The sequence below is a fragment of the Pseudooceanicola atlanticus genome (assembly GCF_000768315.1).
GTDB classification, from domain to species: domain Bacteria; phylum Pseudomonadota; class Alphaproteobacteria; order Rhodobacterales; family Rhodobacteraceae; genus Pseudooceanicola; species Pseudooceanicola atlanticus.
On record NZ_AQQX01000007.1, the window covers coordinates 93,497 to 119,811 of the forward strand.

A 26,315-nucleotide genomic window follows, 5' to 3' on the forward strand; every position below is an offset into this window, starting at 1 on the left:
AATCGCTCCGGCGCGCCCTGCGCCGGAGCATCTGATTTGGCCCCACCGACAGAACGGGAATTCCCATGAAACGCATCGAGCATGCCCTCGATACGATGGCGGCTGTGTCCATCGTGCTGTTGTGTATCCTGATCACGGCCAACATCGTGGCCCGCGAAGTGATCATGACCGGCGTTCCGGACATTATCGTCATGGTCCAGGAACTGATGGTCCCCGCAATCCTATTCCCGCTGGCTGCTGCCACCGCCGCGCGCGGGCACATCGCCATCGACGTGATCGCGAATTTCTTTCCCGCCCCGCTGAAACGCTGGATCGCCGTCTTTGCCGCCCTGATCGGAATGGTGATCGCGACCGTGCTGTTGATGGCGGGCTGGATGGAGTTCTGGAAGACCTTCAATTCGAACGCGCATTACGGCGGTGAATTCATGTGGCCCAAATGGCCCGGACGCGCCCTGTTCGTGGTGGCCATCGCCATCTTCGAACTGCGCCTGCTGCATGTGCTCTGGGTCGACCTCCGCGCCGCGATCACCGGGCAGCCGGCCCCCGAAACGCTTTAAGCCGAAAGAACCGTCATGGACCTTGCAACCGTTGGCTATGTCGCCTGTGCGGCCGTCATCTTTCTTCTGGCGATCCGCGTCCCGATTTCCTTTGCGATTGGCGGGGTCGCCGTCACCGCGATCTTCGTGGTCTTCGCCTTCCGCACCGGCACCTTCATGCCAGAGCGGGCCTTCTGGACCACGCTGTCGCTGGCCTTTTCGTCAAGCTTCGACCTGGTGCACAGCTATGACCTGTCGATGATCCCACTGTTCATCGCCCTTGGGCACATCGCCTACAAGGCCGGCATCACGACCGAGATCTACGAGGCGGCCCGCGTCTGGCTGTCGCGCCTGCCGGGTGGTGTCGCCATCGCCTCCATCGCGGGCTGCGGCGGGTTCTCGGCCATTTCGGGATCGTCGATCGCCTGTGCGTCCACCATGGGCCGGATCTGTACGCCCGAGATGATGCGATTGAACTACGATCCGCGCCTTGCCACGGCATCGGTCGCCGCGGGTGGTACGCTGGGGTCGCTGATCCCGCCGTCGGTCTTGTTCATCATCTATGGCATCTTCACCGAAAGTTCGATCAGCCAGCTGTTTCTGGCGGGCTTCCTGCCCGGTGTGATCTCGATGCTGGGGTACACGCTGGTCGTGGTCATGTGGGTCAAGCGCAGCCCGGAGATCGCCCCGCGCCCGGACGAGATCGTGCCCTTCCGTCAGCGGATGATCGTCGGCCTGCGCTGCTGGCCCGCCGTTCTGCTGTTCCTGACTGTCATCGGCGGCATCTATGGAGGGTTCTTCACCGCGACCGAGGCGGCGGCGATTTCGCTGATGTTCGCCACGATCCTCGGCATTGCACGCGGCCTGATCAAGGTGCGGGACATCATCCCGCTGCTGCGTGAAACCATGGCGACGACAGGTGCGATCTTCTTCATCGCGGCCTGTGCCAAGATCTTCGTCGCGCTGATCGCCCTGACGGGTCTGTCGAACTCGCTGGTCGGCCTGCTGGACAATGCCGAGATCAGCGTGTGGTTCTTCATCCTCTGCGTCTGCCTGATCTACCTTGTCCTGGGCATGTTCCTGGACCCGGTGGGGATCATGGTGCTGACGCTGCCGCTGATGATCCCGATGGTCGAAAGCTATGGCCTGAACCTGATCTGGTTCGGCGTGGTGATCGTCAAATTGCTCGAGATCGGGCTGATCACGCCGCCGGTGGGGCTGAACGTCTTTGTCCTGGCCAGCGTGCTGGAGGACAAGGTGGAGATCGGCAAGATCTTCTCGGGTCTGTGGCGCTTCCTAGGCATCGACATCGTGGTGCTTGCGATCCTGATCCTGGTGCCGGCGATCTCGCTCTACCTGCCGATGTCCATGAACTAGAGGAGCCGTCATGAAACGCTTCACACCTCCCGAGGTTGAAAACGAGGCCTTCCTTGATTTCGGCGCGGCCATCCAGGCGAATGCGCGGGACAAGGCCGAAAGGCCGGCGATCATCCTGGGCGAAACCAGCCTGACCTGGGCCGACTTCGGCGCGATGGTGGCGCAAGTGGCCGGCAAGTTGCGGGCCGAGGGGATCGGCAGGGGGCACTATGTTGCCTCGCTCGCCGAGAACTCGATCGGGCATATCGTCCTCTACAGTGCCGTTGTCGCAGCCGGGGCGTGCATCGTGCCGCTGCCGTTCTCGGCCACGCCCGAGGCGTTGACCCGGATGGTCGAGGATAGCGGGTCGCGCCTGCTGTTTGCGTCTGCCGCGCAGCGCCAGGTGGCCGAAGGGCTGGGGGCCGAGCAGGTGATCGGCATGGAAACCGTGACCGACTGGGCCGCGGATGCAGAGCCTGCCGCGCCCGCAGATGTCGCGCCGGACGATCTGTTCAACATCATCTATTCCTCGGGCACCACGGGGCTGCCCAAGGGTATCCTGCACGATCATCGATTCCGGTCGCGGCAATTGCGCCGGATCACGAATTTCGGGATGACCGGCGACGATACGATGGTGATCTCGACCCCTATCTATTCGAACACCACGCTGTTCGGGATGCTGCCGGCGCTTTCGCTGGGTGCTACGCTGATCGTGATGGCCAAGTTCAACACGCTAGAGTTCCTTGACCTCAGCCAGCGTCACCGCCCGACCCATGCGATCCTTGTTCCGGTGCAGTACATGCGCCTGATGGCAGAGCCGCGCTTCGACGAGTTCGACCTGAGCAGCTATCGCTGCAAGTTCTCGACCTCCGCCCCGCTGCCGGGCAAACTGATTGCCAAGGTCATGGAGAAATGGCCCGGCAACCTGATCGAGGTCTATGGCATGACCGAAGGGGGCATCTCGACGGCCCTGAATTGCGAGGCCTTCCCGGACAAATGGGACACGGTCGGCCGCGTCGGAGCCGGCGTCGACATGCGTGTGATCGACGAGGAGGGCAATGAACTGCCTGCAGGCTCCTTTGGCGAGTTGGTCGGGCGCGGCCCGTCGATGACGCAGGGCTATCACAACCTGCCCGACAAGACGTCCGAACTGTTGTGGCGCGACGCGGAGGGCAAGGATTTCATCCGCTCGGGCGATATGGGCCGGATCGACGAGGACGGCTTCGTGCACCTGATGGATCGCAAGAAGGACATGATCATCTCGGGCGGTTTCAACATCTATGCCGCCGATCTGGAAGCCGTGTTGCGCCAGCACCCGGATGTCACCGATACGGCGGTGATCGCGATCCCGAGCGACGCCTGGGGCGAGACGCCCTTGGGCTTTGTCGTGCTGGCCTCCGGTTCGTCTGCCACGGCAGAGGAGGTGCTGGAATTCGCCAACGCACGTTTGGGCAAGACCCAGCGGATTTCGAAGATCGAGGTGCGGGATGAGTTGCCGCGCAGTGATATCGGCAAGATCCTCAAGAAGGACCTGCGTGCGGAGTATGAGGCGGCCTGACGTCCATATTCCGCCTGAGATGAACAGGGCAGGGGCTCCGTGTCAGCCCTTGCCGCTGATGTTGCGCCGCATGGCTTTCTGGTAGAGCGCCGGAGAGGCGCGCATCAGCCAGGATGACAGGCGCGCGACGCGGCCCACGGGGATGAACTCCCTGCTGCGGACATAGCCGTCCAGGATCACTTTCGCGGCGTCTTCGGGTGACATGTAATCCAACCCGTCCGCAGCAGAGCCGGGACGCAGGATGCCATCCTTCGACGCCTCCGGCCGCCCGATATTGGTGGCGACGAAGCTGGGAGCGGCGATCAGGCAGCGCACGCCATGGGCCGCCTCCTCTGACCGGAGCGAGGCGAAGAAGCCCTGCAGGGCGTGTTTCGACCCGGCATAGGCTGTCCGGTTGTGCAAAGGCGCAAACCCTGCGACCGAGGAAATGGCCAGATGCGTGCCGCTGCTTTTGCGCAAGGGGAGCAGGAAGGCGCGGGCCATTTCGACGGCGGCGAAATAATTGATCTCGAAAACGCGGCGATGGCTGGCGGTGTCGGCCTCTGCAAAGGGGCCGATTTGCGAGACGCCTGCATTGTAGATCACCAGGTCGATGGACGGGCGTGCGGCGATGATCGCCTGGGCGGCCTGAGCGAGGGCGGGGGTGTCGGTCAGGTCCACCGCGACAGGGGTCCGGCTGGCTGTTGCCTCAAGCCCGGAGACGTCGATATCCAGAAGGATGCAGTGCCACCCATCGGCCTCAAGCCGGTCGGCCAGGGCGCGTCCAAGGCCACCGTTGCCGCCTGAGATCACGGCGCTTTTTTTTGTCTGGGTCATAGCCCGGCCTCCTTCTGCCAGAGGTCGAAAACCTGGGCCGAACTCAGCTCAGGCTCGTAGCCGAAAACCGTCTTGAGCCGGTCATTCGCCAGCACGGGACGGTATTGCAGGAAGCGCACTTGTTCCGGGCCGTAGCGCGTCAGCCGCAATGGCCGGGCGATGGCGAGTGCGGTCTTAAGCACCCAGGCGGGCAGGCGAAGCACGGGCTTGCCCAGCTTTGCAGCGAGGTCGTCGACGCTCAACCAGCCATCGCCCGCGACGTTGAAGATGCCCGCCGGCCCGTCGGTCGCCGCGCGCTGCACGATCCGGGCCAGGTCGCGGGTCCAGATGAAGACGAAGGGGCTGTCGCTGCCCTTCACCGCGAGCAGTCGGGGACGATGGAATAGCGCCGTGATCTGGTTGTCTGTGCCCGCGCCCAGAACGGTTCCGACCCGCAGAACGACCTGTTCAAGCTCGGGATGGGTTTCGCGCGCGGCGGCCAGTATCTCTTCAACCTGGCGCTTGTGGTCGGCATAGGCGAATTCCGGGTTGCCACGGCAAGGCGCGTCTTCGGTCAGGGGCACGGGGTTGTCGGCATGGTAGCCGTAAGCCGCACCGGAACTGGTGACGACCAGTCGACGTACGCCGTAAGTTGCGCAGGCTGCCAGAACATTTCGGGTGCCGGTGACATCAACTGCGTGGGCCTGGTCCCGGGTCATGCCGGGCGGCGGCGTGACGATAGAGGCAAGGTGCACGACGACTTCCGGTCGCTCTTCCGCGATGATGGTTTCCGGGTCCTGGCCGGTCACATCCATCCGGCGAAACCGTATGTGATCGGGCAGGGCGCCCCGGTTCAGGTCGGTCGCGACGATATCGTCGGGCGGCAACGCATCGGCCAATGCACGGCCGACCATGCCGGCGGCGCCGGTGATCAGGATGCGGGTCATCGGGCGGCCTCCGTCCTCGACATGATAGCGGCGAGGGCGAGGCCTGAAACCGCATGCCAGATGCCCCAGAAGGCTGCGACCACGGCCATGCCGCCCAACCCGCCGAAGAAGGCGAAGATCAGCACCAGCCCGAGGCCCGAGTTCTGGATCCCTGTCTCGATCGTCACGGCGCGACGGTCGAAGGGCGCGAGGCCCGCGACGGTCGCAGTTGCATAGCCACCGCCAAGCGCCAGCGCATTGTGCAGGATCACCAGCCCCGCGATGCCCCCGGCATAGGCCAGGAATTGCGTCCAGTTGGCCGCCAGCGCCACGGCGATGAAGGCGATGAAGATCGCCATCGACAGCCATTGTAGCGGTTTGCGCAACTTGGCGGTGAGCGTCGGGCGTTTCGTGTTCAACAGCATCCCCAGCACCAGCGGTAGGACCAGCATCAGGCTGACCGTGATCGCGATCTGCACCGGCTCCACGGAGGTGGCGCGCAGGATCTCGGCCGAGGGGCCGTAGAGGCTCCCCCAGAAGGCGATGTTGAGCGGGGTCAGCAGGATCGCCCCGACGGTCGCGAAGGCGGTCATCGACACCGAAAGCGCCGCGTTGCCCCCCGCCCGGTGGGTGATGAAGTTCGAGATGTTGCCGCCCGGACAGGCGGCGACGAGGATCAGGCCAAGCGCGACTGAGGCCTGCGGTTGCGTGACCAGCACCAGCAGGAAGGTCAGCACCGGCAGAACCACGAATTGCGACACGAGCCCCGCGATCAGCGGGCGCGGCGCGCGGGCCAGCACACGGAAGTCGCGCGGCAGCAGGTCGATCGCGATGGAGAACATGACGATCGCAAGGATGCCGTTCAGCAGCATCAGCGACCCGGGCGAGAAATCGAGAACGGCCTCGTCGATCATGCCGCTTTCCCCCGCAACCGGGAGATCCACCCGGTGACGGCCTTTCTGTAGGTCGCCTTGTCGACGTAATAGGCCATGCGCGGCAGGTCGATGTAGTTCATGCCGCCGGTGGCGCGGTCGAAGCCCTGCGCCTTGGTCTCTTGCAGGGCCTTGGCGTCTGCCCGGCCCTCGCGGAGGCCCTTGATGTAGCGCACGACCATCTCGGCCTGTTCATGGCGGCCCTGCCAGCCAAGGCCCGAAGCCTCGACCATGCCCAGCACGAAGAGATCATCCCGCCGCGGATGCATGCAGTTGAGGTAAAGATGCGGCGCGTCCCCCTGCCAGTTCAGCAGGGTGTTGTCGATGAACGGATAGTCGAGTTTGTAGCCCGTCGCCGCCAGGATCATGTCGTAGTCGCGGCTGGTGCCGTCCTTGAAATGGACGGTTTTCCCATCGAACCGGTCGATGTCGGGGCGGATCGCGATATCGCCGTGCCCCGCGTGGTAGAGGACCAACGAGTTCACCACCGGGTGGCTTTCGTAAAGCTTGTAATCGGGCTTGGGAAACCCGTATTTCTGCGGATCGCCCAGGAACCACTTGAGGATTGCCCCGTCGACGATCCGCTTCAGCGCCATCGGCAGCTTGATCGCGCCGCCTAATGTGTCGGCAGGTTTGCCGAAGACGTATTTCGGCACGAAGTAATATCCCCGCCGCATCGACAGGTCGCAGGAGGTGCCGTGGTGGATCGCGTCGACCGCGATGTCGCAGCCCGAGTTGCCCGCGCCGATCACCAGCACGCGCTTGCCGTCGAATTGGCTGGCATGGCGATAGGCGGAGGAATGGATCAGCTCTCCGGTGAACTCACCTTTGAAGGTCGGCATGTTGGGGGTGCTGAGCGTGCCGTTGGCGATGAGCAGCCCGGCGTAATCCTCGGTGTGCTCGCCCTCGGCGTCGCGCCAGGTGATCCGCCAGCCGTCGCCGGGACCGCCGAGCGGCGTGCAGTACAGCACCTCGGCCCCGAAACGGTAGTGGCGGGCCAGGTCGTAGTGATCCGCGAACTCCTCGAAATAGCGCTTAATCTCGCGGTGCGAGGGGTATTCCGCGACCTCGTCCCGCATGGGGAAGTCGGTGAATTCGGTCATCCGCTTGGAGGAGATCAGGTGCGCGGTCTCGTACATGGTCGAGCGGGGGGCGTCGATGTCCCAAAGCCCGCCGACGCCGGAATTCAACTCGAACCCCTGAAAGGCGATGCCCTGTTCCTGAAGCACCTTCGCGGTTGCCAGTCCCATCGGGCCGGCCCCTATCAGGGCAAGCCTGTCGCGCGTTTCGGTCATGTCATCCTCCCTAGATAGCTTTAACTTGAACATATGTTCAAAATAAGACAAGCTGTTTTCATGACAGGTCTTCAAGGCATTGACGCGAAACGACAAAGAGCCCCTTCAAAGAGGGCACTTGCCACCCGAAAGCGCGTCTTTGATGCGGCCGAGAAGGTCTTTGCGGCGCGGGGATTCGATGGTGCGACCATTCGCGATATCGCGGCTGAGGCAGGTGAGCCGGTCGGTACCATACATCACCATGGCGGCGGCAAAGAAGCGTTGTTCCATGGCACGGTCGCGCGCCGCGCCGCAGACTTGTCGCAGGCCCGATTGGATGCTTTACAGCGGTTGCGCGAGCAGGGTGATCCGGGACTGGAAGGGGTGCTGGGCGCCTTCATTCGGCCGTTCTTCGACTTGTCGCGAGACGATCCTCGTTGGCGCGACTATGCCCGGCTTGTCGCCTTCGTTTCGGCTGATGACAGGTGGCGCGAGATTTCTGCGGCGTGTTTCGACGAAACTGCCGAAGTGTTCCTTGCCGAGATGATGATATGCCTGCCAGGGAAGTCCCGTCTGAAGGTCGCCGAGGGTTTCGTCTTTGCCGTATCTGCGCTGCTGGCCCTTCTGACCACGCAAAAGCGTATTGAGGCCCTTGGCGGGGGTGTCACTCCGGAAGAGGAGCAGGTTGGTCACCTGATAGGTTTCTGTGCCGCGGGCCTGAGAACCTGAAGATCACGTGAGAGATACTCGCGGGCATATTTTTCAACATGCGAGCAGGATTCGTGCCTGACGTTGCAAAGATGTAGACAGGTCAATCTGCCTGTTTGCACAAGCATTCAGCGCAATTTTCTTGGATTTACCCAGAGTTACCCGCTGGATCGGCAAACTGTTGACAGTTTGCTGTTTCCGCACTTAGCCTGAACGCATCGGGCGGTGCTCCGCGAGGATGCACCGGCCGCAACAAAAAGACCGTGCCCTGGGACAGTCCCCGTTTCCGGGCGCAGCGGACAAGTGATCGAAAAACCGTAGGGAGACCCTTTATGACCTATTTCCACCGTTTCCGGACGACCTTCGGGTCTGCCCTCGTGGCAGCCTCGCTGGCCGTGGCCGGGCCTGCCGCCATGGCGCAGGAGGGGCCGGAAGAACTGACCATCGCGCTGTCGGGTGACTTCCCGTCGCTGGACCCCAGCAAGGACACCGCACCGATCGCGCTGAACTATCGCCTGAATGTCTTCGAGGCGCTGACGCAGATCGGCAAGGACGGTTCCGTCCTGCCGCGCGCCGCTGAATCCTGGGAGCATTCCGACGACCTGCTGACCTGGACCTTCAAACTGCGCGAAGGCATGCTGTTTCACAACGGCGAAGAGGTCGAGGCCGAAGACGTCGTCTGGACCGTCGAGCGCATCCTCGCGGACGACAAGACGCCCGTCCGCAACTTCCTCAAGCTGGTGGAAAGCGTCGAGGCGCTGGACAAGTACACCGTCCAGTTCACGGTGTCGCAGCCCTATGCGATCTTCGACCGTCAGACCAAGTACACCTACATCATGAGCAAGGACTACTGGGAAGAGGTTGGTGACGAAGGCTATGCCACCGCGCCGATCGGTTCGGGTCCCTACAAGATGGTCGAGTGGATCAAGGACGACCGGATGGTCCTGGAACAGTTCGAGGATCACTACGGTGAGAAATCCTCGGTCAAGAAGGCGACATTCCGTCCGATCCCGTCCGAGGCCGGTCGTGCAAACGCGCTGCTGTCGGGCGAAATTGACATCGTGCCGGAGCTGCCGCCGTCGCTGATGCCGATGCTGGAAGGCCAGGAAGGCCTGACCGTCGAAGCGGCACCGGGCTTCCGCGTGGCTTACCTGGCCATGGACCCGACCCAGCCGCCCTTCGATGATCCGATGGTCCGCGAAGCCGTGGATATTGCCATCGACCGCAACGCCATCGCCGACCGCCTGATGCGCGGCTCTGCCAAGGCAAGCGGTGTGATGATCCCGCCGGGCAACGAAGGCTACGAACCCGTTTTCGATCCTGTTGAATACGATCCCGAGCGTGCCGCGCAGCTGATCGCCGATTCTGGCTACGACGGCGAGGAAATCTCGATCGACTATCCCAACAACAACGTTGCGATGGCGAACGAGCAGGCCCAGGCCATTGCCGGCTACCTGACCGAGGCGGGTCTGAATGTCACGCTGAATTCGCTGGAATTCACCGCGTTCTTCCCGCTCTGGATCCAGAACCAGCTGGACAAGATGCACTTCTTCGCCTTTGGGTCTTCGCAGTTCCACGCGGAAACCGTTCTGGCCTCGATCTTCGAGGAAGGCGCACACAACTACCGCGCCGATCCTGAAATGAGCGCCCTGATCAAGGAACAGCGCCAGGAGGCCGACCCCGAGCGCCAGCAGGAACTGATCACCGAGGCGTTCCGCCTGGGCAACGCGGATCGTCAGTACATCCCGCTGTGGGACCTCTACATCGTCTACGGCGCCAAGACCGAAGTGGGCTACGAGCCCTATACCGACGGCATCGTCCGGCTCTACGCCTTCGACTGAGCCGAACCTGTCGGGGCGTGCTGCGGCGCGCCCCGATTTTTTTGACCCTCCCAATTTAACGAATGTTCACCCGGCGCGGTCCGGGCAGGAGTGACCCCATGAGCGCATCCTCTGACCCCATTCTGATCGCCGGCGCCGGTATCGGCGGATTGTGTGCCGCTCTGGCTTTGCTGCGGGCGGGTCAGGATGTCCGCGTTCTGGAGCAGGCGCCGGAACTGGGCGAGGTCGGGGCCGGGCTGACCGTGCAGCCGAGCGCGACCCGGGCGGTCGACTTCCTGGGGCTGGGGGACGACCTGCGAGAGGTCGCAGATATGTCGGGTCAGCCCTATATCTTTCACTACCGTACCGGCGAACAGATCGGAGAGATCACCGGCGTCGGGAAGGTTACCGATGAGAACGGTGTCAGCTGGTATCACCGCATCCACCGGGCCGATTTCCACGCCATGTTGGTCGATGCGATCCGCGCCCTGTCACCCGGTGCGATCCGCCTCAACGCGCGCGTTGCGGGGGTGGAACAGGACGAGATCGGGGTTAGTGTCACGCTTGAAAATGGCGAGGTCCTGAAGGGACGCGCGCTGATCGGGGCGGACGGGTCACGCTCGACCGTGCGAAACTGCCTGTTCGACACTCCGATGCCTCAGTTCCGCGGGCAGGTGGCCTATCGCAGCCTGATCCCAATGGAACGTGTGGCCCATCTGCTGGAGGATCACCCGGCTGGCACCTATGTGGGACCCGGAGCGATCTTCAATCGTTATCCCGTGCGGCAGGGCAAATTGCTGAACTGCATCGGGATTGTGGAAACCGCTGCCTGGACTGAAGAGGGCTGGGCTTGTCCGGCCACCCGCGCGGAATTCCTGGAGAAGTTCGCGGGCTGGCACGAAAGCCTGACGGGCCTGATCCGCGAGGCGCCGGAAGAGGGTCTGTTCAAATGGGCGCTTTATGACCGCGAACCGTTGGCGGAATGGACCAAGGGCCGAATCACGCTTCTAGGCGACGCGGCCCATCCGATCCTGCCGTTCCTTGGGCTGGCCGGTGCCATGGCTGTCGAGGATGGCGTCGTTCTGGGACGCGCCATTGCCGCGACGCCGGATGATCTGCCCGGTGCGTTTGCCCGGTATGAGGCCGCCCGCAAACCGCGAACCGACGACATCTTCGAGAAGTCGAGAGAGCAGGGACGTATCTTCCAGGACCCGGATACGGATGGCTTCGCCAGCAAGAAGCGGCCCCATTCGGACAAGACCCTGTTCGCATATGATCCGGCGACCGTGGCGATCTGAACTGCGCCTTTTGGGAAACAAAGAAAAACCGCCCGGTGCATGTTCTGCATCGGGCGGTTTCTTTTTCGGTGACACTCAATGATCGTCGCGCAACTCGAAGAGGTTCCCGGGGCTCATGATGCCATCCGGATCATGCAAGGCCTTCAACTGGCGCAGGAGCGTCTGAACCTCGGGCTGTCGGGTCTCGAAATAGGGGTATTTCTGACCGATCTGCACGTGCACGCCCCCAAGGTCCTTCCAATCGGCGAGGATCTCGTTCGAGAGGCGTTTGAGGACTGCGCGGGCTGCGGGATTGTCGTCGCGCCGTTTCAACGCGGCCTGTTCCGCGTCCGACATGAAATGCAGATGCAGGGGCAGCGGAGCATCCGGCCAACGGATCAGCGTTTCCACCCCGACAGCCGTTGGGCCATGGGTTGACAACAGGTAGCCATGGGCGATGCCATGCTGTTTCAGTTCGTCCTTCATGCGGGTGAAGACAGCCTCGGTCCGAGTGAAGGCCTCACCGCCACGAGAGTTCGGCACTACCGTATGCAACCAGGCCATGCGTTTTCCCGAGGGCGTCAGCAGGCTATTCATTGGCGGGAAAGGGATTTTCCGCATGACCCGCGGGACGGAGGCAGGCACGGCGCGGCCCCCGGCATCCTTCGCGATCTGGCGGACGCGTTTGATCTTGCGGTTCGCCTCGTGTCGATCCTGCCCCTCGACGATGGTGTTCATCAGGTAGCCGATCTTGTTGGCAAACCGACGGCCTGACAGGCCGATCAGGGCGGCATCCCGCAGGCCGTGGGTCAGGCTGTTTGCTTCCGTCACCACCTGGCCGATGGTCTTGAGATCGGACAGGAACCCCTGGCTGGCCATACGGGTGCGGGCCGTGAACGGGTCGATACCGCTGCATTCACTGGCCAGAAGCTCTGCCCCGATCTGCGCCATGGCGCCCATCTGTGCGGCCGGGTCGTCGAATGAGAAGGAGGCATAAGCCTCTTCCTTCGCGGTCGGGATCAATTGCAGCGTGATCGCGGTCTTGATGCCGAAGGCACCGCAATCGCCCAGGAACATCCCGGTCAGGTCAGGGCCGTAATTGCGGAAGAAGGGGCTGGCGCGCCCAGTGGCCGAGGCCGATCCGGTGGTCAGAATCTCGGCCCGGCCTGTGACGACCCGCAGGCCAAGGACGGATTCCGCGGACCCGCCGCGCGATGCGGAGCCATAGAACTTTGCCCCTTGCGAGACAGAGCCACCGATGGTGGCGTGAAGTCCCGAAAACGTACCCCAGAAGGGCGTGGTCATGCCGTGCGGGCGCAGGGCGTCGCGCAGGGCAGACCATGTCACGCCGGGTTGCACGGTGACGAAGCGATCCGTCAGGTTCAGCTCGATGATCTCGGTCATGGCCGACAGGTCGACCAGCAGGCTGTGATCGTTCTTGGCCAGGTACCCGGCGGAATAGGACAACCCTCCGCCACGCATGTTCAGGCTGAAACCCAGTTCGCGCGCGGCCTGAACCAGCTTGACGACATCTGTTTCATCCCAAGGCCGCACCAACGCGGCGGGAAGGTGTTCTGCCCCGTAATAGACATCCGTTCCATACAGGGACAGATCGTCCGTGGTGATCGCCAGATTGGGCAGACGTGCGGTCAGGTCGTCGAGCGGCGCGGCAGAGCGGGGTTGGGCGGTCATCATCAGGCCGACAGCGACCGGCGCTGGTAGCGGCCATGCCCATCGGAGCCCTCTACGATGACCCCGTCACGGAACACCGCGCGTCCACGGACCAGCGTGTCGGTCACCTTGCCGCGCATCGTCCAGCCTTCGTAGATCGAATAACCGGCATCGCTGAGCAGGCTGTCCTGGGTCACTTCGTATTCCGCGTCTAGATCGAGGATCGCGATATCAGCGTCGAAGCCGGGCCGGATCGCGCCCTTGCGCCCCCAGAGCCCCATGGACTTCGCCGGGACCTCGCACAGCATGGACACGATCCGGTTGAGAGGTACGCCGCGCTTGTGGTGGCCTTCGGTCAGCATGACAGGAAGGATCGTCTCGAGACCCGGGCAGCCGGGGGATGCTTTCCAGATGCCGCCATCCTTGCCAGCGATGGTGCGGTGCACGTGGTCGCTGGCAATGGTATCGACATGGCCGTCGATGATCGCCTGCCACAGTGCGTCACAATCTTCCTTTTCGCGCAGTGGCGGGTTGATCTTGCCGACGGTGCCCCGCTCCCAGGTGACGTCATGTGTCAGGTAGTGGGGGCAGGTCTCGATGGTGATGTCGACACCCTGCTGGCGTGCGGCCAGGGCGGCGTCGAAGGCCTCACCCGAAGAGGTGTGCACGACGTAGATCGGGGACCCGGCGGATTTACAGAGCCGCGAGGCGCGCTGGATCGCATCGGCTTCGACAAAGGGCGGACGGGTCGCATTCCAGGTCGCCAGGCCGCCTTTGCCCTCGGGGTCGTCCTTCATCACCTTTTCGCGCAGGTAATGGGCGACTTCGATGCTTTCAGGGTGGGGGCAGACCATGCCCCCATTGGCCGCGCAGGCCTCGGCCAGTCGGAAGAGGTAGGCGTCGTCGATATCCGGCAGGCCAAGTCGTTTGCCTTCGCCGTTTCGGTTGTTCATGAAAATCTTGAAGCTGGGCACGCCGTAGTCCGAGACGTATTTCGGCACGTTGGCCAGCTGATCCTCGGTCGAGATGATCAGGTGGTAGCCGAAATCGACGCGGGCGCCGGCCTCGGTCGTGGCGACGACATCGTCGAAGATGGTCGAAAGTTCCTCGGCGGCGAGCAGATAGGCGATGAACGTGGTCACGCCACCACTGGCAGCCGCCGCGGTTTCGCTGGCCGCATCAGATGCAGCGCGGGGGCGCGAGATGTCATTGCCGTGGCCAAGGTGCACATGAACGTCCAGCGCGCCGGGCATGACGGTCTTGCCGCCCGCATCCAGCGTTTCCTTTGCTTCGACGGCGGTGCCGGGCTCCATCACCGCTGCGATCTTCCCGTCCTTGACGGCGATGTCGAGCGGGGCAGGGTCGTTGCCCGGCGTGATGACCAGGCCATTGATGATGAGAAGATCAAACATGGGGCCTCTCTTGATAACTTGAACGGATCGGGCGGGACGCGCGATCAGGCGTACCGTTTTTCCAGCGCGTCATGGGCGTCCTTGCGGACAGAGTTCTGGCGTTCCTCGAAGCTGGCCAACTGGTCACGGACGCTTTCCAGCGATCCGGTTTCCTTGAGCGTGCCAAGGACGTCGGTGACAGAGCGCAGTGCGGCCTGCAGGGCGGCATTGGCAAAAAGCGCTGCGCCGAAATTCATCTGCTTCAGGTCATCGTGGCTCTGCGCCGGCGTTTTGCCGCCGAAGACATAATTGAAAATCTGCGGCACGGGCAGTTCAGAGGCAATGCGGGCCAGATCTTCGCGCGTCTCGGGGGCCTCGACAAAGGTGACGTCGGCGCCTGCCTCGATGAACTTGTGCGCGCGCTCGAGAGCCTCTTCGATACCGTGCACCGCAATTGCATCGGTGCGGGCAACGATCTGGAAGTCATCATCCTGCCGCGCATCGGCGGCGGCGCGGATCTTCTGCAGCATCTCATCTGTCGACACCACGGCCTTGCCTGCGAAGTGACCGCATTTCTTGGGGAAAACCTGATCTTCCAGTTGGATACCGGATGCGCCGGCGCGTTCATAGCTGCGCACGGTGCGGCCCACGTTGATCGCGTTGCCGAAGCCCGTATCGCCGTCCACCAGCAGCGGAATGTCGATTGCATCCGAAATTGCAGAGATATGGTCCGTCATCTCGGACATGGTGATCAGGCCAACATCGGGCGCGCCGAGATACATGTTGGTGACGCCTGCGCCCGAGATGTAGGCGCATTCATATCCAAGGTTTTCAATGACATTCGCGAACAGGGCATTGGGCGTGCCGGGCATGAGCGCGGCATCGCGTCTGGCGAAAATGGTTTTAAGTCGTGCGGCTTTCGTCGTCACGCTGATGTCTCCTTAAGCAATTTGCTGGATCGCCTGATGCCACAATCCCTCGCTACTGGACACAGTCTTTATCCTGTGATGTAAACTGTCAACAGTTATAAAGGCGAAACCGCCGAACCCAGGCTCAGAGGGACCCAGATGACTGAAACTATGGCGCAGACCAAGTCCGACAATACCGGGGTCCGCAAGGGGTTTGTCGAAGCTGGCGGTGGTCTGCTGCATTACGTGCGGTGCGGGCAGGGGCCTGCGGTCGTGATGCTTCATGCCAGCCCGTGTTCGGCCAAGGTCATGGCGCCGATCCAGGCCGCCTGGTCCGGCGAGTTCACGACATTTGCCTTCGACCTGCCAGGTTTCGGAATGTCCGACCTGCCGCAGGCGGATGACATCACGATCGAACTTCTGGCCGACGTGATCGCCGAGGGGATGGACGCGCTCGGGATCAGCCAGGCGGCCCTCTATGGGCGGCATACCGGAGCCAGCGTTTGCCTGGCGCTGGCCCTGCAGCGACCCGACCTGGTGTCCATGATGCTGACCGATGGTCTGCCTGTTTTCGCGACGCCCTATTCCGAGGATCGCCTGAAGAAATACCTTAAGCCGATTACCCCGTCTGGCGATGGCATGCACCTGCCATGGACCTTCTTCCGCTACCGGGACCAGCATATGTTCTGGCCTTGGGATGCTGCGGATATCGACCATCGTTCGGATGCAGACCTGCCCGACGAACACTTCCTTCACCGTGGCGCGGTCGAGATGCTGGAGGCGGCCGAGACATATGTGCCGGTCTACAAATCGGCTTTTCTCTACGACACTCTATCCCGCATCGGCGGCGTGTCCTGTCCGGCTTATTACGGCAATCGCCCGGGCGACAGCCAGTTCAAGACCATCCAGCATTACCCCGAAACGGCGGACATTCGTGTCATGCCGCGTGATCCCGCCGAAGCCGAATTGGCGGAGCTGGAATTGATCCGAAAGCATCCGGCAGAAGGTGCCGTGCCGGACTGGACGAGCCGGATCGGCACGGGTGGTGACAATCGGGATTACATCGCGACACGGCATGGGGTTGTCTATGCGATCGGAGCCAATCTGGGGGCCGAAGGGCTACCTCAACTGCTTCTCCCTGACATGCCGGGCGGCATCGACCTGCATAAGGCGCAAATCATAGCGGCATCGGAGACACGTCCCGTCATCGCGGTCGATCCCGGTGGGGTCGGTAACTCCGATATCGACGGGGTGGCAACTGTCGACAGGTGGTGCGAGCAGATTGACGACATCTTGAAGCATTTGGGTTGGGACCGGGTCGAGGTCATCGCAAATGGTCTGTCCGGTGCCCTCGCCTCAGAGTTCGCGGAAAGGGCTGGCGACCGTGTCGACAGCTTGCTGCTGCGCTCGCCTGCCTTGCTGAACGAAGAGGAGCGTGCGGGGTTCATCGCGAACCCTGCGCCTGAGGCGACGCCCCGCGCCGATGGCGGACATTTGCTGCCCGTTTGGCACCACCTGCGCGACCAGGAATTGTGGTGGCCTTGGTTCGACACGTCGCACGAGGCCGTCCGCACCAACCCGCCGCGGATTTCCGCCGCCACGCTGAACAAGCGCGCGGTCGCCATGTTGAAACAGGCACACCATTATCGACCCGTCTGGGCCGAGCTGATCAGCCGGGACGTCGCCGCGCAGATCGCTGCATTGCCGCAGCCTGTCCGCATCGAAACCGATCCGTCCGACATCTTCCACATCCCTGCGGCGCGAAACCTCACGGCCGCCGCGGCCTGACCAAGACCACCCCAACCGGAGAGACTGAATGTCCACTGCCCCGACCGATTACACGCTGCCCGACATCCTGTACCAGCCATGGGAGGACGTCGAAGCGCTGCAGGATCGCCTGCTGAAGCAAATGGTCGAGATCTGCTATGATCATCACCCGTACTATTCCCGCGTGATGAAGGAACTGGGGCTGACCCCCGCGGATATCCAGAACCGCGAGGACCTGAAGAAGCTGCCGGTCATCGGCAAGAAGGAATTCCTGGCAGAGCCGGAGAACTTTCGCCTCGATCCGGATGGGCTGCCGATGCAGGAGGCGACTCTCTGGAAGATCATCTACACCACCGGCACGACGTCGGGCCGGCCTGCGCCCATCTTCGTCACCGCGCATGATTACTTCGCTTACCAGGACCTCTTCCGTACCCGCGGGAGCCTGCTGGGGATCAATGACACGGACATGATCGCCAACCTCTTCCCGATGACCAACTTCCCGCTTGGTGCGTTTTCCCGGGCACCGGACGAGGCGGCGGCCATGGGCGCGTCGATCATGTTCGGCCTGACCGGCCGCGTCGACAGCCCTTACCCGGTGAACCGCAGCGTCGATGAAGCAGTCGAAGCCGTGGCGCGTCATGGGGCAACCGTGCTTTGGGGCGTAGCGGGATTCGTCCGGCGCGTATTGCTGCGCGCGATCGAGATGAAGTCCGACTTCACCAAGGTGCGCATGGTCGTCACCACGGGCGAGGCATCTTCCCCAGCCATGCGTGAGGACCTGCGGACCCGGATGCGCAGCCTTGGTTGTGCCGACACGCTGATCGTGAACCGGTATGGCTCGACCGAGCAGGGGGGCACGATGATCGAATGCCAGGACGGGTCGGGCTTCCACAGTTCGATGCCCGACCAGGTCTTCCACGAGATCGTGGATGACGAGACAGGCGAGCGGCTGGGCGATGGCGAGGCCGGAATGCTGGCCATCACCCATCTTAACCGCCGCGGCACCGTCTTCCTGCGGTACAAGATCGGGGACATGGGGGAACTGGATCACAGCCCTTGCCCACATTGCGGCCGGACCACCGTGCGCCTTTCGTCGAAACCCGTGCGGACCGGCGACATCATCAAGATCAAGGGCGCGCTGGTGAACCTTGGCAACCTGAAGTCGGAACTCGACAAGGTCGACGGGCTCGAGGAATACCAGATCGTCGTGTCCTCCGAGGACCTGTCCGACCCGTTTTCGCCTGACGTGCTCAAAGTCCGTATCTCGGCCCGCGAAGGGTCGGTCGCCGAGATGCCGGACACCGTTTCGGGTATCGTCACAAAGCTGTCGAACCTGCGTCCGAAGATCGAGGAAGCCAAGCGGGACGAGATCTTCGATCCCACGACCATGGCAAAGCCCAAGCGTATCGTCGACGAGCGGAAACCGCGTTGATCCGATGAGCGACCCGTTCTTTCTTGACCAGACCGGCCCGGTCGCGCGGATCACCATCGCGCGGCCAGAGCGGCGCAATGCGCTGACGCCCGCCGAATTGCACGGACTGGCTGATATCCTGGACCGTCTGGACCGGGATGAGGACGTGCGTGTCGTCGTCCTGACTGGGCAGGGGGAAAGGGCGTTCTGCGCAGGTCTGAACCTGAAGGCAGAGGAAGAAATCGCGGCGGAAATGTCGGGTTCGGGCCCGACCGGTTTAGGCGCGGTTCTGCGCCGTGCTCAGTCCATGTCGAAGCCGTTGATCGGGCGGATCAATGGGGCCTGTGTTGCCGGCGGTGTCGGGCTTCTGTCTGCCTGCGATCTGGCCTTGGCCGGTGCGGATGCGGTCTTTGCCCTGCCGGAGGTCGAGGTCGAGGTCGGGCTCTATCCCTTCGTGGTAATCGAAGGACTGCGCGGGCGGGTCTCTGATGGGGTGCTCGCCGGGCTCGCAGGCACGGCGCGCAAGGTGACTGCGGCGGAAGCGGTGACTTTGGGGCTGATTGCCCAGGCGGTTCCGCGGGATGAGCTGGACGCTGCGACAGAGCAGGTGGCGCAACGCACGCTGCAAATCCCGGACGGCCAGGCCAGTGCCCTGCGTACAGCCTATGCCCCGCACATGAAGGATTTCACGGCCCGGATCGACGCGGCAGAGACCCGGACCCGGGCCTATCGCCAGGCGAAACTGGCCCAAGGATGAAGCAAGAGACCAAGCGGAAGACGCTGGTCGGAAGGAAGAGAGAGTAACGTGAGCGATTACAAGTTCGATGCCAGCAAGACGAAGGATGGCTATGGCGCCGTCGACATCGTCGTGAACTACTACACACCTGAAATCGTTGCCGAAGGGCGCATTCCCACGGACGACAATTTCCGCAACAAGGTGCGGATGAAGGATGACCCGCGCAACGGGACTACGGCCGAGCAATATATCGAGAAGATGGATCGCGCTGGTATCGAACGGTCGCTGCTGATTGCCACGCGGTGTGGTGACCGTCGGATGCAGGGATCGAAGGAAATTCCCTACGAATACATCTACGAGGCCTGCAAGAAGTACCCGCACCGGTTCTCGGGCCTAGCCGGGATCGACCCGACCCGTGGCATTGCCGGGCTGAAGGAACTGGACAAGGCCGTGCACGAATATGGGTTCGTCGGCGCGCACCTCTATCCGCACTGGTTCGGTCAGGCGCCTGATGCGGCGATCTACTATCCCTATTACGCTCGCTGCGCGGAGTTGGGGATCCCGATCATGATGCAGGTGGGGCACTGCCTCGTCTATCAGAAGGATTTCCGACTGCCGAGCGTCGGTCGTCCGATCACGCTGGACCGCATCGCCATCGACTTCCCGGAGCTGACGATCATCGGCATCCACCTGGGCTATCCCTGGACGGAAGAGATGATTTCTGTCTGCACAAAGCATGAAAACGTCTACATGGCCGGCGATGCCTATGCGCCCAAGCATTGGGGGCAGAGCGCGACCCACTACGCGAACACCTACGGGCAGGACAAGTTCATGTTCGGAACGGATTGGTGGGTGATTGACCCGGAACGCGCGGTGCAGGAGGTCGATGAGCTTGATTTTCGTCCCGCTTCGCGCCGCAAGATCATGCGTGACAATGCGATGAAGGTGTTCAATCTGCCGGAATGACACGGGTGGCGCTTTTTGGCGCCACGCGACTTCCTGTTAACCGTCAGCACTGGTAAACTGTTGGCCAATGAATGTGAGGGGCACGGAGAGCGGCCCGTATTCAAGACCTGCCAGGGGAGAGCAAGTTGAGCAATATCAAGCCGATCGTCGGTGCATCGCTGAGTTCCGAAGCCTTCGAGAAAGTCGTCGAGGCGATCACCTCGGGCGAGTTCGAGCTGGGGCAGCGTCTGTCCGAAGCCGAACTGGCCCGTCGCCTCGGCATCAGCCGGGGCCCCCTGCGCGAGGCGCTCGGCCGTTTAGAAGGCCGCCTTGTACGTCGAACGCCGCGCATCGGTGTCCACGTGATCGAATTCTCCCGCGATGACCTTGAGGCCCTTTTCCTGACCCGTGAGGCGTTGGAGGGCATGGCCGCACGACTGGCCTGCGAACGCATCAGCACGAAGGAGCTGAAAAACCTCAGCGCGCTTCTTGAGGATCACGCCAATCAGCCGGAGATCGCATCGGGCGAGAGCTATGCGCCGCGTACGCGCGACGAGGATTTCCATTTCTCGATTATCAGGGCGGCGGAATGCGACCGGATCGAACGGTTGCTGATGGACGAGATCTATTACCAGCTTCGAATCCAGCGGCGCAAATCTTCGTCCCAACCGGGGCGTGCCAAGGCGGCGTTGAAAGAGCATCAGCTGATTGTCGCCGCGCTGGAAAGCCGTGACCCGGACGAGGCGGAAAAGTCCATGCGCACCCATCTACGCAATGCCCGGATCAGTGCCATGTCCGCCTGGGAGGCAGACGAGGCCGAGGCGAGCTGAACCTCCCAACTGCCTGCCTGAAAACTGTTGACAGTTTTGCCTTGGGTGGCTTGAATGCCACCCAAGGCGCGGGTTTGTCGCGCGGTATCACGTGAAGGAAAGGGCTCTCCATGGCTGGTGAAATCTGGGACAACGTCATCCCCGACGAGGAAAAGAAGGCCTATGAGGCTGCGGGCTTCGGCGAGGCCTCGGGTATGGGATCGAATCCGGCCCTTCTGATCATCGACGTGCAGTACCGTACCGTCGGGACGGAGCCCAAACCGTTCTGGGAGTCGATCAAGGAATTTCCAACCTCCTGCGGCGATGTGGGCTGGAACGCTGTGGCGAACATCAAGAAGCTGCTGGGCACCTTCCGGGAAAACGACTGGCCGGTGATCTATCCCTATGTGGCACCGAAGGAATCCTTCGATACCGGCCGACTTGCGGCGAAAGTTCCGGCGCTGATGGGCGTGTCGGCCAAGGGTTATGAATTCGTGCCGGATTGCGCCCCGCAGGACGGTGATATCCTTCTGCCCAAGCGCCACCCGAGCGCCTTTTTCGGCACGCCGCTGGTCAGCTACCTGGTAGAGCGTGGCATCGACACGCTGGTGGTGACCGGTTGCACGACCAGCGGCTGTGTCCGAGGCAGTGTCGTCGACGGTTTCGCCTACAATTATCGCTGCGTCGTTCCTCAGGATGCGGTCTATGACAGGTCCGAGACCTCGCACCTGGTCAACCTGTTCGACATGAACGCGAAATACGCGGACGTCATGCCGACTGACGAGGTTGTGAAGGGGCTCTCGGCCATCAAGAGCTGACGCCTTGGCGCCGGTCTCGGCGCATGGAGGCATGAAAAAAGGCCCGGTGGGACGCCACCGGGCCTTTCGCGTTTCCGGCCTGGCTCAGAGGGGCGCCGCGACCGTCTTGGTTTCCAGGTAGGCGTTGAAAACATCCTCGCCTTTCTCCCGACCCCAGCCGGATTGGCGGAATCCGCCGAAGGGCAGGGCGCTGTCGCCTACGAAATGCCGGTTGATCCCGATGGTCCCGGCACGCAGGCGGGCGGCCATCTTGTGGGCATGGCTCACATCGCGGGTAAAGATGCTGGCCGCGAGGCCATAGGCGCTGTCGTTCGCCTGTTTGGCGATCGAGTCCAGGTCGTCGTCGTTGAAGCGCAGAACGGACAGGACCGGGCCGAATACCTCATCGCGGGCAATGGTCGAGTCTTGTACGAGGTCGGCCAGAACGGTCGGGCGGTAGAAATAGCCGTCGCCCTCGATCCCTTCGCCGCCGGTTACCACGGACGCGCCTTCGCGGATCGCCGTTTCGGTCATGCGCGCCACGCGTTCGCGGTGATCAGAGGTGATGAGCGGGCCCATCTGCGTCTCTGCGTCGAAGCCGTAGCCGACTTTCAAAGCGTCAGCTGCCGATGCGACACCGTCCACGACTTTGTCGAAGACCTTTTCGTGCACATACATCCGCGATCCGGCAGTACAAATCTGACCTGCACCAGAGAAGATCCCGGCCGACAAGGCGGGCAACGCGATGTCCAGATCGGCATCAGGCAGGACGATCATCGGGCTCTTGCCGCCAAGTTCCAGCGTCACCCTTTTCAGGTTGCTGTCCGCTGCTGCCTTGGCGATGGCCCGGCCGACGCCGGTGGAGCCGGTGAAGGCAATCTTGTCGATGTCTGGGTGGGAGGACATGGCCGCGCCGACCTCCGCCCCGCCCAGAACGACGTTGAAGACGCCTTCGGGGATCCCCGCCTCGAGCGCGAGTTCAGCGAGGAAGAGCGCTGTCAGAGGTGTCTGCTCGGCCGGTTTCAGGACGATGGTACAGCCTGCGGCCAAGGCCGGGGCGACCTTCCAGATGGCCATCATCAGCGGCCCGTTCCACGGGACGATCTGCGCCACGACGCCAACCGGATCGCGTAGGGTATAGGCGTGCCATTCGCCGGGCGAGGATACGGGCACCGTCTTGCCCGTCAGCTTGGTCGGCCAGCCAGCCATGTAGCGCAGCATGTCCACCGAACCGGCCACGTGGGCCATGCGGATGGCGCCGATCGGCAGGCCGATATTAAGCGTTTCGAGTTCGGTGAAGGTCTCGGAATGCTGTTCCAGAAGGTCAGCGAATTTCCAGATGACCTTGGTGCGCTCGTTGGGCTTCATGTTGCGCCAGGGGCCTGCCTCGAAGGCGGTACGGGCGGCGGCGACCGCAGCGTCGACATCGGCGGCGCTGCCCTGCGGAACTTCGGCCACGGTGGTGCCGCGGCCCGGGTCCCGGACGGTCGTCGATGCGCCGGAGGTGCCTGGCGTCATCTTGCCGCCGACGAAGTGGCCGAGGCTGCGCTTCAGAAAGGCCCGGGTATCGTCACCCAGGCTGGGCGACGGGGGTGTCGCGATATTCATTGGGGTCTCCTTACAGGCGGAAATCGATCAGCTGACGCACTGGTGCGCCGCTTTTCAGGTTTGCGAAGGCTTCGTTGATCTCGGACAGGTCGATCCGGCTAGAGATCAGGTGGTCGAGGTCGAGGCGCCCCTGTTGGTAGAAGTTCAGCAGGTTCGGAATATCGACGCGGAACCGGTTGGACCCCATGGAAGAACCTTGTATTTTCCGGTCCTTGATGAAGAACGACGCCTCAAGCTCAAGCTTCTCTCCGGGTTTGAACATGCCGAGGATCGTTGCGGTCCCGCCCATACGGAGCATCGCGAAGGCCTGTTCGGCCGTGGGCTTGAGGCCAAGCGCCTCGAAGGAATATTGCACCCCGCCATCAGTCATCTCGATCACCTTGGCGACCGGGTCTTCCTTGCCAGCATTGATGACATCCGTAGCGCCGAGCGTCTTGGCAAGCTCAAGCTTGCTGTCCAGCATGTCGACAGCGATGATCCGGCCAGCGCCTGCGATCCGGGCGCCGCTGATGACCGACAGCCCCACGCCGCCACAACCGATCACGACAACTGTCGCGCCGGGTTCGACCTCGGCCGCGTGGATGACCGCACCAACACCCGTCAACACGCCGCAACCGACCAAAGCCGCGCGGTCCAGCGGGATTTCCGGGTCGATCTTCACCACGGCGTTCTCGTGTACCAGCATCTGCTCGGCAAAGGCCGACAGGCTGGAGGATTGGTGCAGCACCTCGCCGTTCAGCGAATAGCGGCGGGCAGCGCCCCAGGGCAGCTTGATATCCGTCGACTCGCAGAGGTTCGGGTGGCCGGTGACGCATTGCGAACAGGTACCGCAGAATACGGAAAGACAGCCGACGACATGATCGCCGGGTTTGACGTAGGTAACGTCTTCGCCAACCGCTTCGACGATGCCCGAGGCCTCGTGGCCAGGGATGTAGGGCAGGGGATGCGGGTAGGTGCCGTCGTGAATATGCAGGTCTGAATGACAGATGCCGGCATAGGCCGTGTTAACAAGAACCTCCCGGTTTTTCGGTTTGAAGACGGTGACATCCTCGATGGTGATCGGGTCTCCGTGCTTCCAGACAACGGCTGCTTTCATCTTGTTTCCTTCGATTGGTTGACGCTTCGAACCCACGACGCGCGGCGTCGCTTGGCCGGTAGCGACTAGGTTTTGAGCCATATCGCTTGAAACGAAGCCTAGAGTGCGATGCTCGGTATGTCTACTGTTGACAGTTTGCGAGGTGCTTTCTAGCCTCGACCCATATCAAGTTCTGCCCAAGCTATGGTCACACCCGGGATCGGGGCGGGAAAAACAAGACAATGGGGATGGGGGTGCATGGCACGTTTCCTGCTCAAACGCATATTGCAATCGGTGCTCACCGTGTTCGGGGTGATCACGGCGGCCTTCTTTCTGGTCAGGCTTGCCGGTGATCCGGCGGTTCTCTTGCTGCCAATCGAAGCGTCGGCCGAAGATATCGAACGGATCCGGGCCGCCCTGGGTCTGGATCAGCCGCTGATCGTTCAATACATCCGGTTCCTCGGGGACGCCGTTCGAGGCGACTTCGGGGATAGCCTGCGGCAGGGCACATCAGCCATGGCGTTGGTGCTGGAACGTGTTCCGGCAACGCTGGAACTGGCGCTGACGTCGTTCTTCGTCGGGATCGGACTGGCCTTCGTGCTGGGGATCCTGATGCGGATGACGCGGGTGCGATGGCTGCGGGAGCTGATCACCTGGATCGCACTTGGCCGCCAGGCGATCCCGCTGTTTTCGTTCGGTCTGTTGCTGATCCTGATCTTCTCGATCTGGCTGAAATGGCTGCCGACCTTCGGGCGCGGCACGTGGCAACATCTGGTGCTCCCTGCGCTGACCCTCGGGACTTACGAGCTTGCGCTGTACCTGCGGCTCTTCAATGCTTCGCTCGCGTCCGAACAGCGGCTGGACTACGTACGCACCGCCTACGCCAAGGGGCAGGGACATCTGAAAGTTCTCCTGCGCCACATGCTGCCGAACGCGCTTCTGCCGCTTGTCACCGTGGCCGGCATCAACCTCGGCCTGTTGTTGGGCGGGACAGTTGTGACGGAAACCGTCTTCAGCTGGCCAGGCGTTGGTCGTCTGATCGTGCAATCGGTCAGCCAGCGTGACTTCCCCGTGATCCTGGCCGGGACGTTCCTGATCTCGGTGATGTTCGTGATAATCAATCTGCTGGTCGATATCCTTTACGGGTTCCTCGATCCGCGTGTGAGGATGACCTGATGCCCAAGTTCAATCTTTCCCAGGCCACGGCCGTAACGCTGCTGGCCATCATGGTGGTGCTGATTATCATCGTGCCGCTTCTTCCGGGCTACGACCCCTACAAACAGGACCTCGGTGGAGCTTTGCTGCCGATGGGCGGTGAGAATTTCCGCGGCGACTTCTACCTGCTGGGTACCGATACGCTGGGCCGCGACATGCTGGATCGCCTGGCTCTGGCTGGGCAGGTGTCGGCCCTGATCGGGCTGAGCGCCGTGATGGTGAGCCTGTTCATCGGTGTCACCCTGGGCCTGATCGCCGGATATTTCCGCGGCCCGGTCGAGAATGTCATAATGGGTCTGGCCGACCTTCAGCTTTCGATCCCCAGGGTGCTGCTGCTGATCGCCGTGACAGCCATCATCGGGCCGAGCGTGACGAACCTTGCCCTGCTTCTGGGCCTGACCAGCTGGGTCGCCTATGGCCGCGTGGCACGGGGCATGACGCTCAGCCTGCGCGAGCGCGAGTTCATCCTGTCGGCCCGCACGCAAGGCTCCACCGCGACGTGGAACATCCGCAAGCATCTGCTGCCGAACGTATTGCCGCAGATGCTGATCGTGGGGTCCTACGAATTCGGCATGATCATCGTGATGGAGGCATCGCTGTCCTATCTCGGCCTAGGTGTTCAGCCGCCGCTGCCCTCCTGGGGCATGATGGTGAGCGAAGGGCAGAACTACCTCGCCCTGGCGCCGCATCTGGCGATCCTGCCGAGCATTGCGCTCTTTATCCTCGTGGCGGGCTTCCAGTTCCTGTCGCAGGCCTTCACCCGCGAAAATGAACTGGAACTGGTGGCATGAAGGACGGAA

23 protein-coding genes are annotated in these 26,315 nt (G+C 62.6%); 14 read left to right on the forward strand and 9 right to left on the reverse strand.

All coding sequences use genetic code 11. The annotated features are described in order from the left end of the window. The first annotated feature begins 65 nt into the window (after positions 1 to 65). The 3 genes from ATO9_RS15845 to ATO9_RS15855 are packed head-to-tail and all read left to right on the forward strand — an operon-like array spanning position 66 to position 3,450. Complete coding sequence (locus ATO9_RS15845; RefSeq protein ID WP_043751340.1) at positions 66 to 557, forward strand: TRAP transporter small permease; 492 nt, start codon at positions 66 to 68, stop codon at positions 555 to 557. 15 nt (positions 558 to 572) lie between these two features. Further along, complete coding sequence (locus tag ATO9_RS15850) at positions 573 to 1,913, forward strand: TRAP transporter large permease (protein WP_043751343.1); 1,341 nt, start codon at positions 573 to 575, stop codon at positions 1,911 to 1,913. 10 nt (positions 1,914 to 1,923) lie between these two features. Continuing rightward, complete coding sequence (locus ATO9_RS15855; RefSeq protein ID WP_043751346.1) at positions 1,924 to 3,450, forward strand: class I adenylate-forming enzyme family protein; 1,527 nt, start codon at positions 1,924 to 1,926, stop codon at positions 3,448 to 3,450. Positions 3,451 to 3,492: 42 nt separating this feature from the next. On the opposite strand, the gene ATO9_RS15860 is transcribed toward ATO9_RS15855, so the two are convergent. From ATO9_RS15860 to ATO9_RS15875, 4 genes are read right to left on the reverse strand one after another with little or no spacing between them, the layout of a single operon-like run. Then, on the reverse strand, positions 3,493 to 4,266 hold the full coding sequence (locus ATO9_RS15860; protein ID WP_043751349.1) for an SDR family NAD(P)-dependent oxidoreductase: 774 nt from the start codon (positions 4,264 to 4,266) through the stop codon (positions 3,493 to 3,495). Beyond that, positions 4,263 to 5,192 (reverse strand): SDR family oxidoreductase, encoded by a 930-nt coding sequence (locus ATO9_RS15865; protein ID WP_043751352.1) that lies wholly within the window; start codon positions 5,190 to 5,192, stop codon positions 4,263 to 4,265. The genes ATO9_RS15860 and ATO9_RS15865 overlap by 4 nt, the downstream gene beginning before the upstream one ends. Further along, complete coding sequence (locus ATO9_RS15870; protein ID WP_043751504.1) at positions 5,189 to 6,085, reverse strand: bile acid:sodium symporter family protein; 897 nt, start codon at positions 6,083 to 6,085, stop codon at positions 5,189 to 5,191. The genes ATO9_RS15865 and ATO9_RS15870 overlap by 4 nt, the downstream gene beginning before the upstream one ends. Further along, positions 6,082 to 7,398 carry a flavin-containing monooxygenase gene (locus tag ATO9_RS15875; protein WP_043751354.1) on the reverse strand — a complete coding sequence of 439 codons (1,317 nt, stop codon included), beginning with the start codon at positions 7,396 to 7,398 and terminating at the stop codon, positions 6,082 to 6,084. The genes ATO9_RS15870 and ATO9_RS15875 overlap by 4 nt, the downstream gene beginning before the upstream one ends. 60 nt (positions 7,399 to 7,458) lie before the next feature. On the opposite strand from ATO9_RS15875, the gene ATO9_RS15880 reads away from it, so the two are divergent. From ATO9_RS15880 to ATO9_RS15890, 3 genes are all read left to right on the forward strand, one after another. Continuing rightward, positions 7,459 to 8,106 (forward strand): TetR/AcrR family transcriptional regulator, encoded by a 648-nt coding sequence (locus tag ATO9_RS15880; protein WP_043751507.1) that lies wholly within the window; start codon positions 7,459 to 7,461, stop codon positions 8,104 to 8,106. A gap of 311 nt (positions 8,107 to 8,417) precedes the next feature. Continuing rightward, complete coding sequence (locus ATO9_RS15885) at positions 8,418 to 9,926, forward strand: ABC transporter substrate-binding protein (RefSeq protein ID WP_043751356.1); 1,509 nt, start codon at positions 8,418 to 8,420, stop codon at positions 9,924 to 9,926. A gap of 98 nt (positions 9,927 to 10,024) precedes the next feature. Next, positions 10,025 to 11,203, forward strand: a complete 1,179-nt coding sequence (locus ATO9_RS15890; RefSeq protein WP_052418378.1) for an FAD-dependent monooxygenase — start codon at positions 10,025 to 10,027, stop codon at positions 11,201 to 11,203. A gap of 75 nt (positions 11,204 to 11,278) precedes the next feature. On the opposite strand, the gene ATO9_RS15895 is transcribed toward ATO9_RS15890, so the two are convergent. The 3 genes from ATO9_RS15895 to ATO9_RS15905 are packed head-to-tail and all read right to left on the reverse strand — an operon-like array spanning position 11,279 to position 15,173. Continuing rightward, positions 11,279 to 12,877 (reverse strand): FAD-binding oxidoreductase, encoded by a 1,599-nt coding sequence (locus tag ATO9_RS15895; protein ID WP_043751359.1) that lies wholly within the window; start codon positions 12,875 to 12,877, stop codon positions 11,279 to 11,281. After that, positions 12,877 to 14,265, reverse strand: a complete 1,389-nt coding sequence (locus ATO9_RS15900; RefSeq protein ID WP_043751362.1) for a dihydroorotase — start codon at positions 14,263 to 14,265, stop codon at positions 12,877 to 12,879. The genes ATO9_RS15895 and ATO9_RS15900 overlap by 1 nt, the downstream gene beginning before the upstream one ends. 44 nt (positions 14,266 to 14,309) lie before the next feature. After that, positions 14,310 to 15,173 carry an isocitrate lyase/PEP mutase family protein gene (locus tag ATO9_RS15905; RefSeq protein ID WP_043751365.1) on the reverse strand — a complete coding sequence of 288 codons (864 nt, stop codon included), beginning with the start codon at positions 15,171 to 15,173 and terminating at the stop codon, positions 14,310 to 14,312. Between the two features lie 138 nt (positions 15,174 to 15,311). On the opposite strand from ATO9_RS15905, the gene ATO9_RS15910 reads away from it, so the two are divergent. The 6 genes from ATO9_RS15910 to ATO9_RS15935 all read left to right on the forward strand — a co-directional run bounded on the left by ATO9_RS15910 (position 15,312) and on the right by ATO9_RS15935 (position 21,638). Further along, positions 15,312 to 16,940: an alpha/beta fold hydrolase gene (locus tag ATO9_RS15910; protein ID WP_081979613.1), complete on the forward strand. Its 1,629-nt coding sequence runs from the start codon at positions 15,312 to 15,314 to the stop codon at positions 16,938 to 16,940. 28 nt (positions 16,941 to 16,968) lie between these two features. Then, entirely contained in the window at positions 16,969 to 18,351 is a 1,383-nt protein-coding gene (locus ATO9_RS15915) for a phenylacetate--CoA ligase family protein (protein ID WP_043751369.1), read from the forward strand. Positions 18,352 to 18,355: 4 nt separating this feature from the next. After that, positions 18,356 to 19,087: an enoyl-CoA hydratase/isomerase family protein gene (locus ATO9_RS15920; RefSeq protein ID WP_052418379.1), complete on the forward strand. Its 732-nt coding sequence runs from the start codon at positions 18,356 to 18,358 to the stop codon at positions 19,085 to 19,087. 48 nt (positions 19,088 to 19,135) lie between these two features. After that, a complete protein-coding gene (locus ATO9_RS15925) occupies positions 19,136 to 20,032 on the forward strand; it encodes an amidohydrolase family protein (protein WP_052418380.1) in 897 nt (298 codons plus the stop codon). Positions 20,033 to 20,157: 125 nt separating this feature from the next. Continuing rightward, positions 20,158 to 20,841, forward strand: coding sequence for a GntR family transcriptional regulator (locus ATO9_RS15930; RefSeq protein ID WP_052418381.1), 684 nt, complete (start codon positions 20,158 to 20,160; stop codon positions 20,839 to 20,841). Between the two features lie 110 nt (positions 20,842 to 20,951). Beyond that, positions 20,952 to 21,638 carry an isochorismatase family protein gene (locus tag ATO9_RS15935; RefSeq protein WP_043751373.1) on the forward strand — a complete coding sequence of 229 codons (687 nt, stop codon included), beginning with the start codon at positions 20,952 to 20,954 and terminating at the stop codon, positions 21,636 to 21,638. Positions 21,639 to 21,722: 84 nt separating this feature from the next. On the opposite strand, the gene ATO9_RS15940 is transcribed toward ATO9_RS15935, so the two are convergent. Beyond that, a complete protein-coding gene (locus tag ATO9_RS15940; protein WP_043751376.1) occupies positions 21,723 to 23,225 on the reverse strand; it encodes an aldehyde dehydrogenase family protein in 1,503 nt (500 codons plus the stop codon). A gap of 10 nt (positions 23,226 to 23,235) precedes the next feature. After that, entirely contained in the window at positions 23,236 to 24,321 is a 1,086-nt protein-coding gene (locus ATO9_RS15945) for a Zn-dependent alcohol dehydrogenase (protein WP_043751381.1), read from the reverse strand. 237 nt (positions 24,322 to 24,558) lie between these two features. On the opposite strand from ATO9_RS15945, the gene ATO9_RS15950 reads away from it, so the two are divergent. Both ATO9_RS15950 and ATO9_RS15955 read left to right on the forward strand, forming a co-directional pair. Beyond that, complete coding sequence (locus tag ATO9_RS15950) at positions 24,559 to 25,476, forward strand: ABC transporter permease (RefSeq protein ID WP_043751384.1); 918 nt, start codon at positions 24,559 to 24,561, stop codon at positions 25,474 to 25,476. Continuing rightward, a complete protein-coding gene (locus ATO9_RS15955; RefSeq protein ID WP_052418382.1) occupies positions 25,476 to 26,306 on the forward strand; it encodes an ABC transporter permease in 831 nt (276 codons plus the stop codon). The genes ATO9_RS15950 and ATO9_RS15955 overlap by 1 nt, the downstream gene beginning before the upstream one ends. Positions 26,307 to 26,315 lie beyond the last annotated feature (9 nt).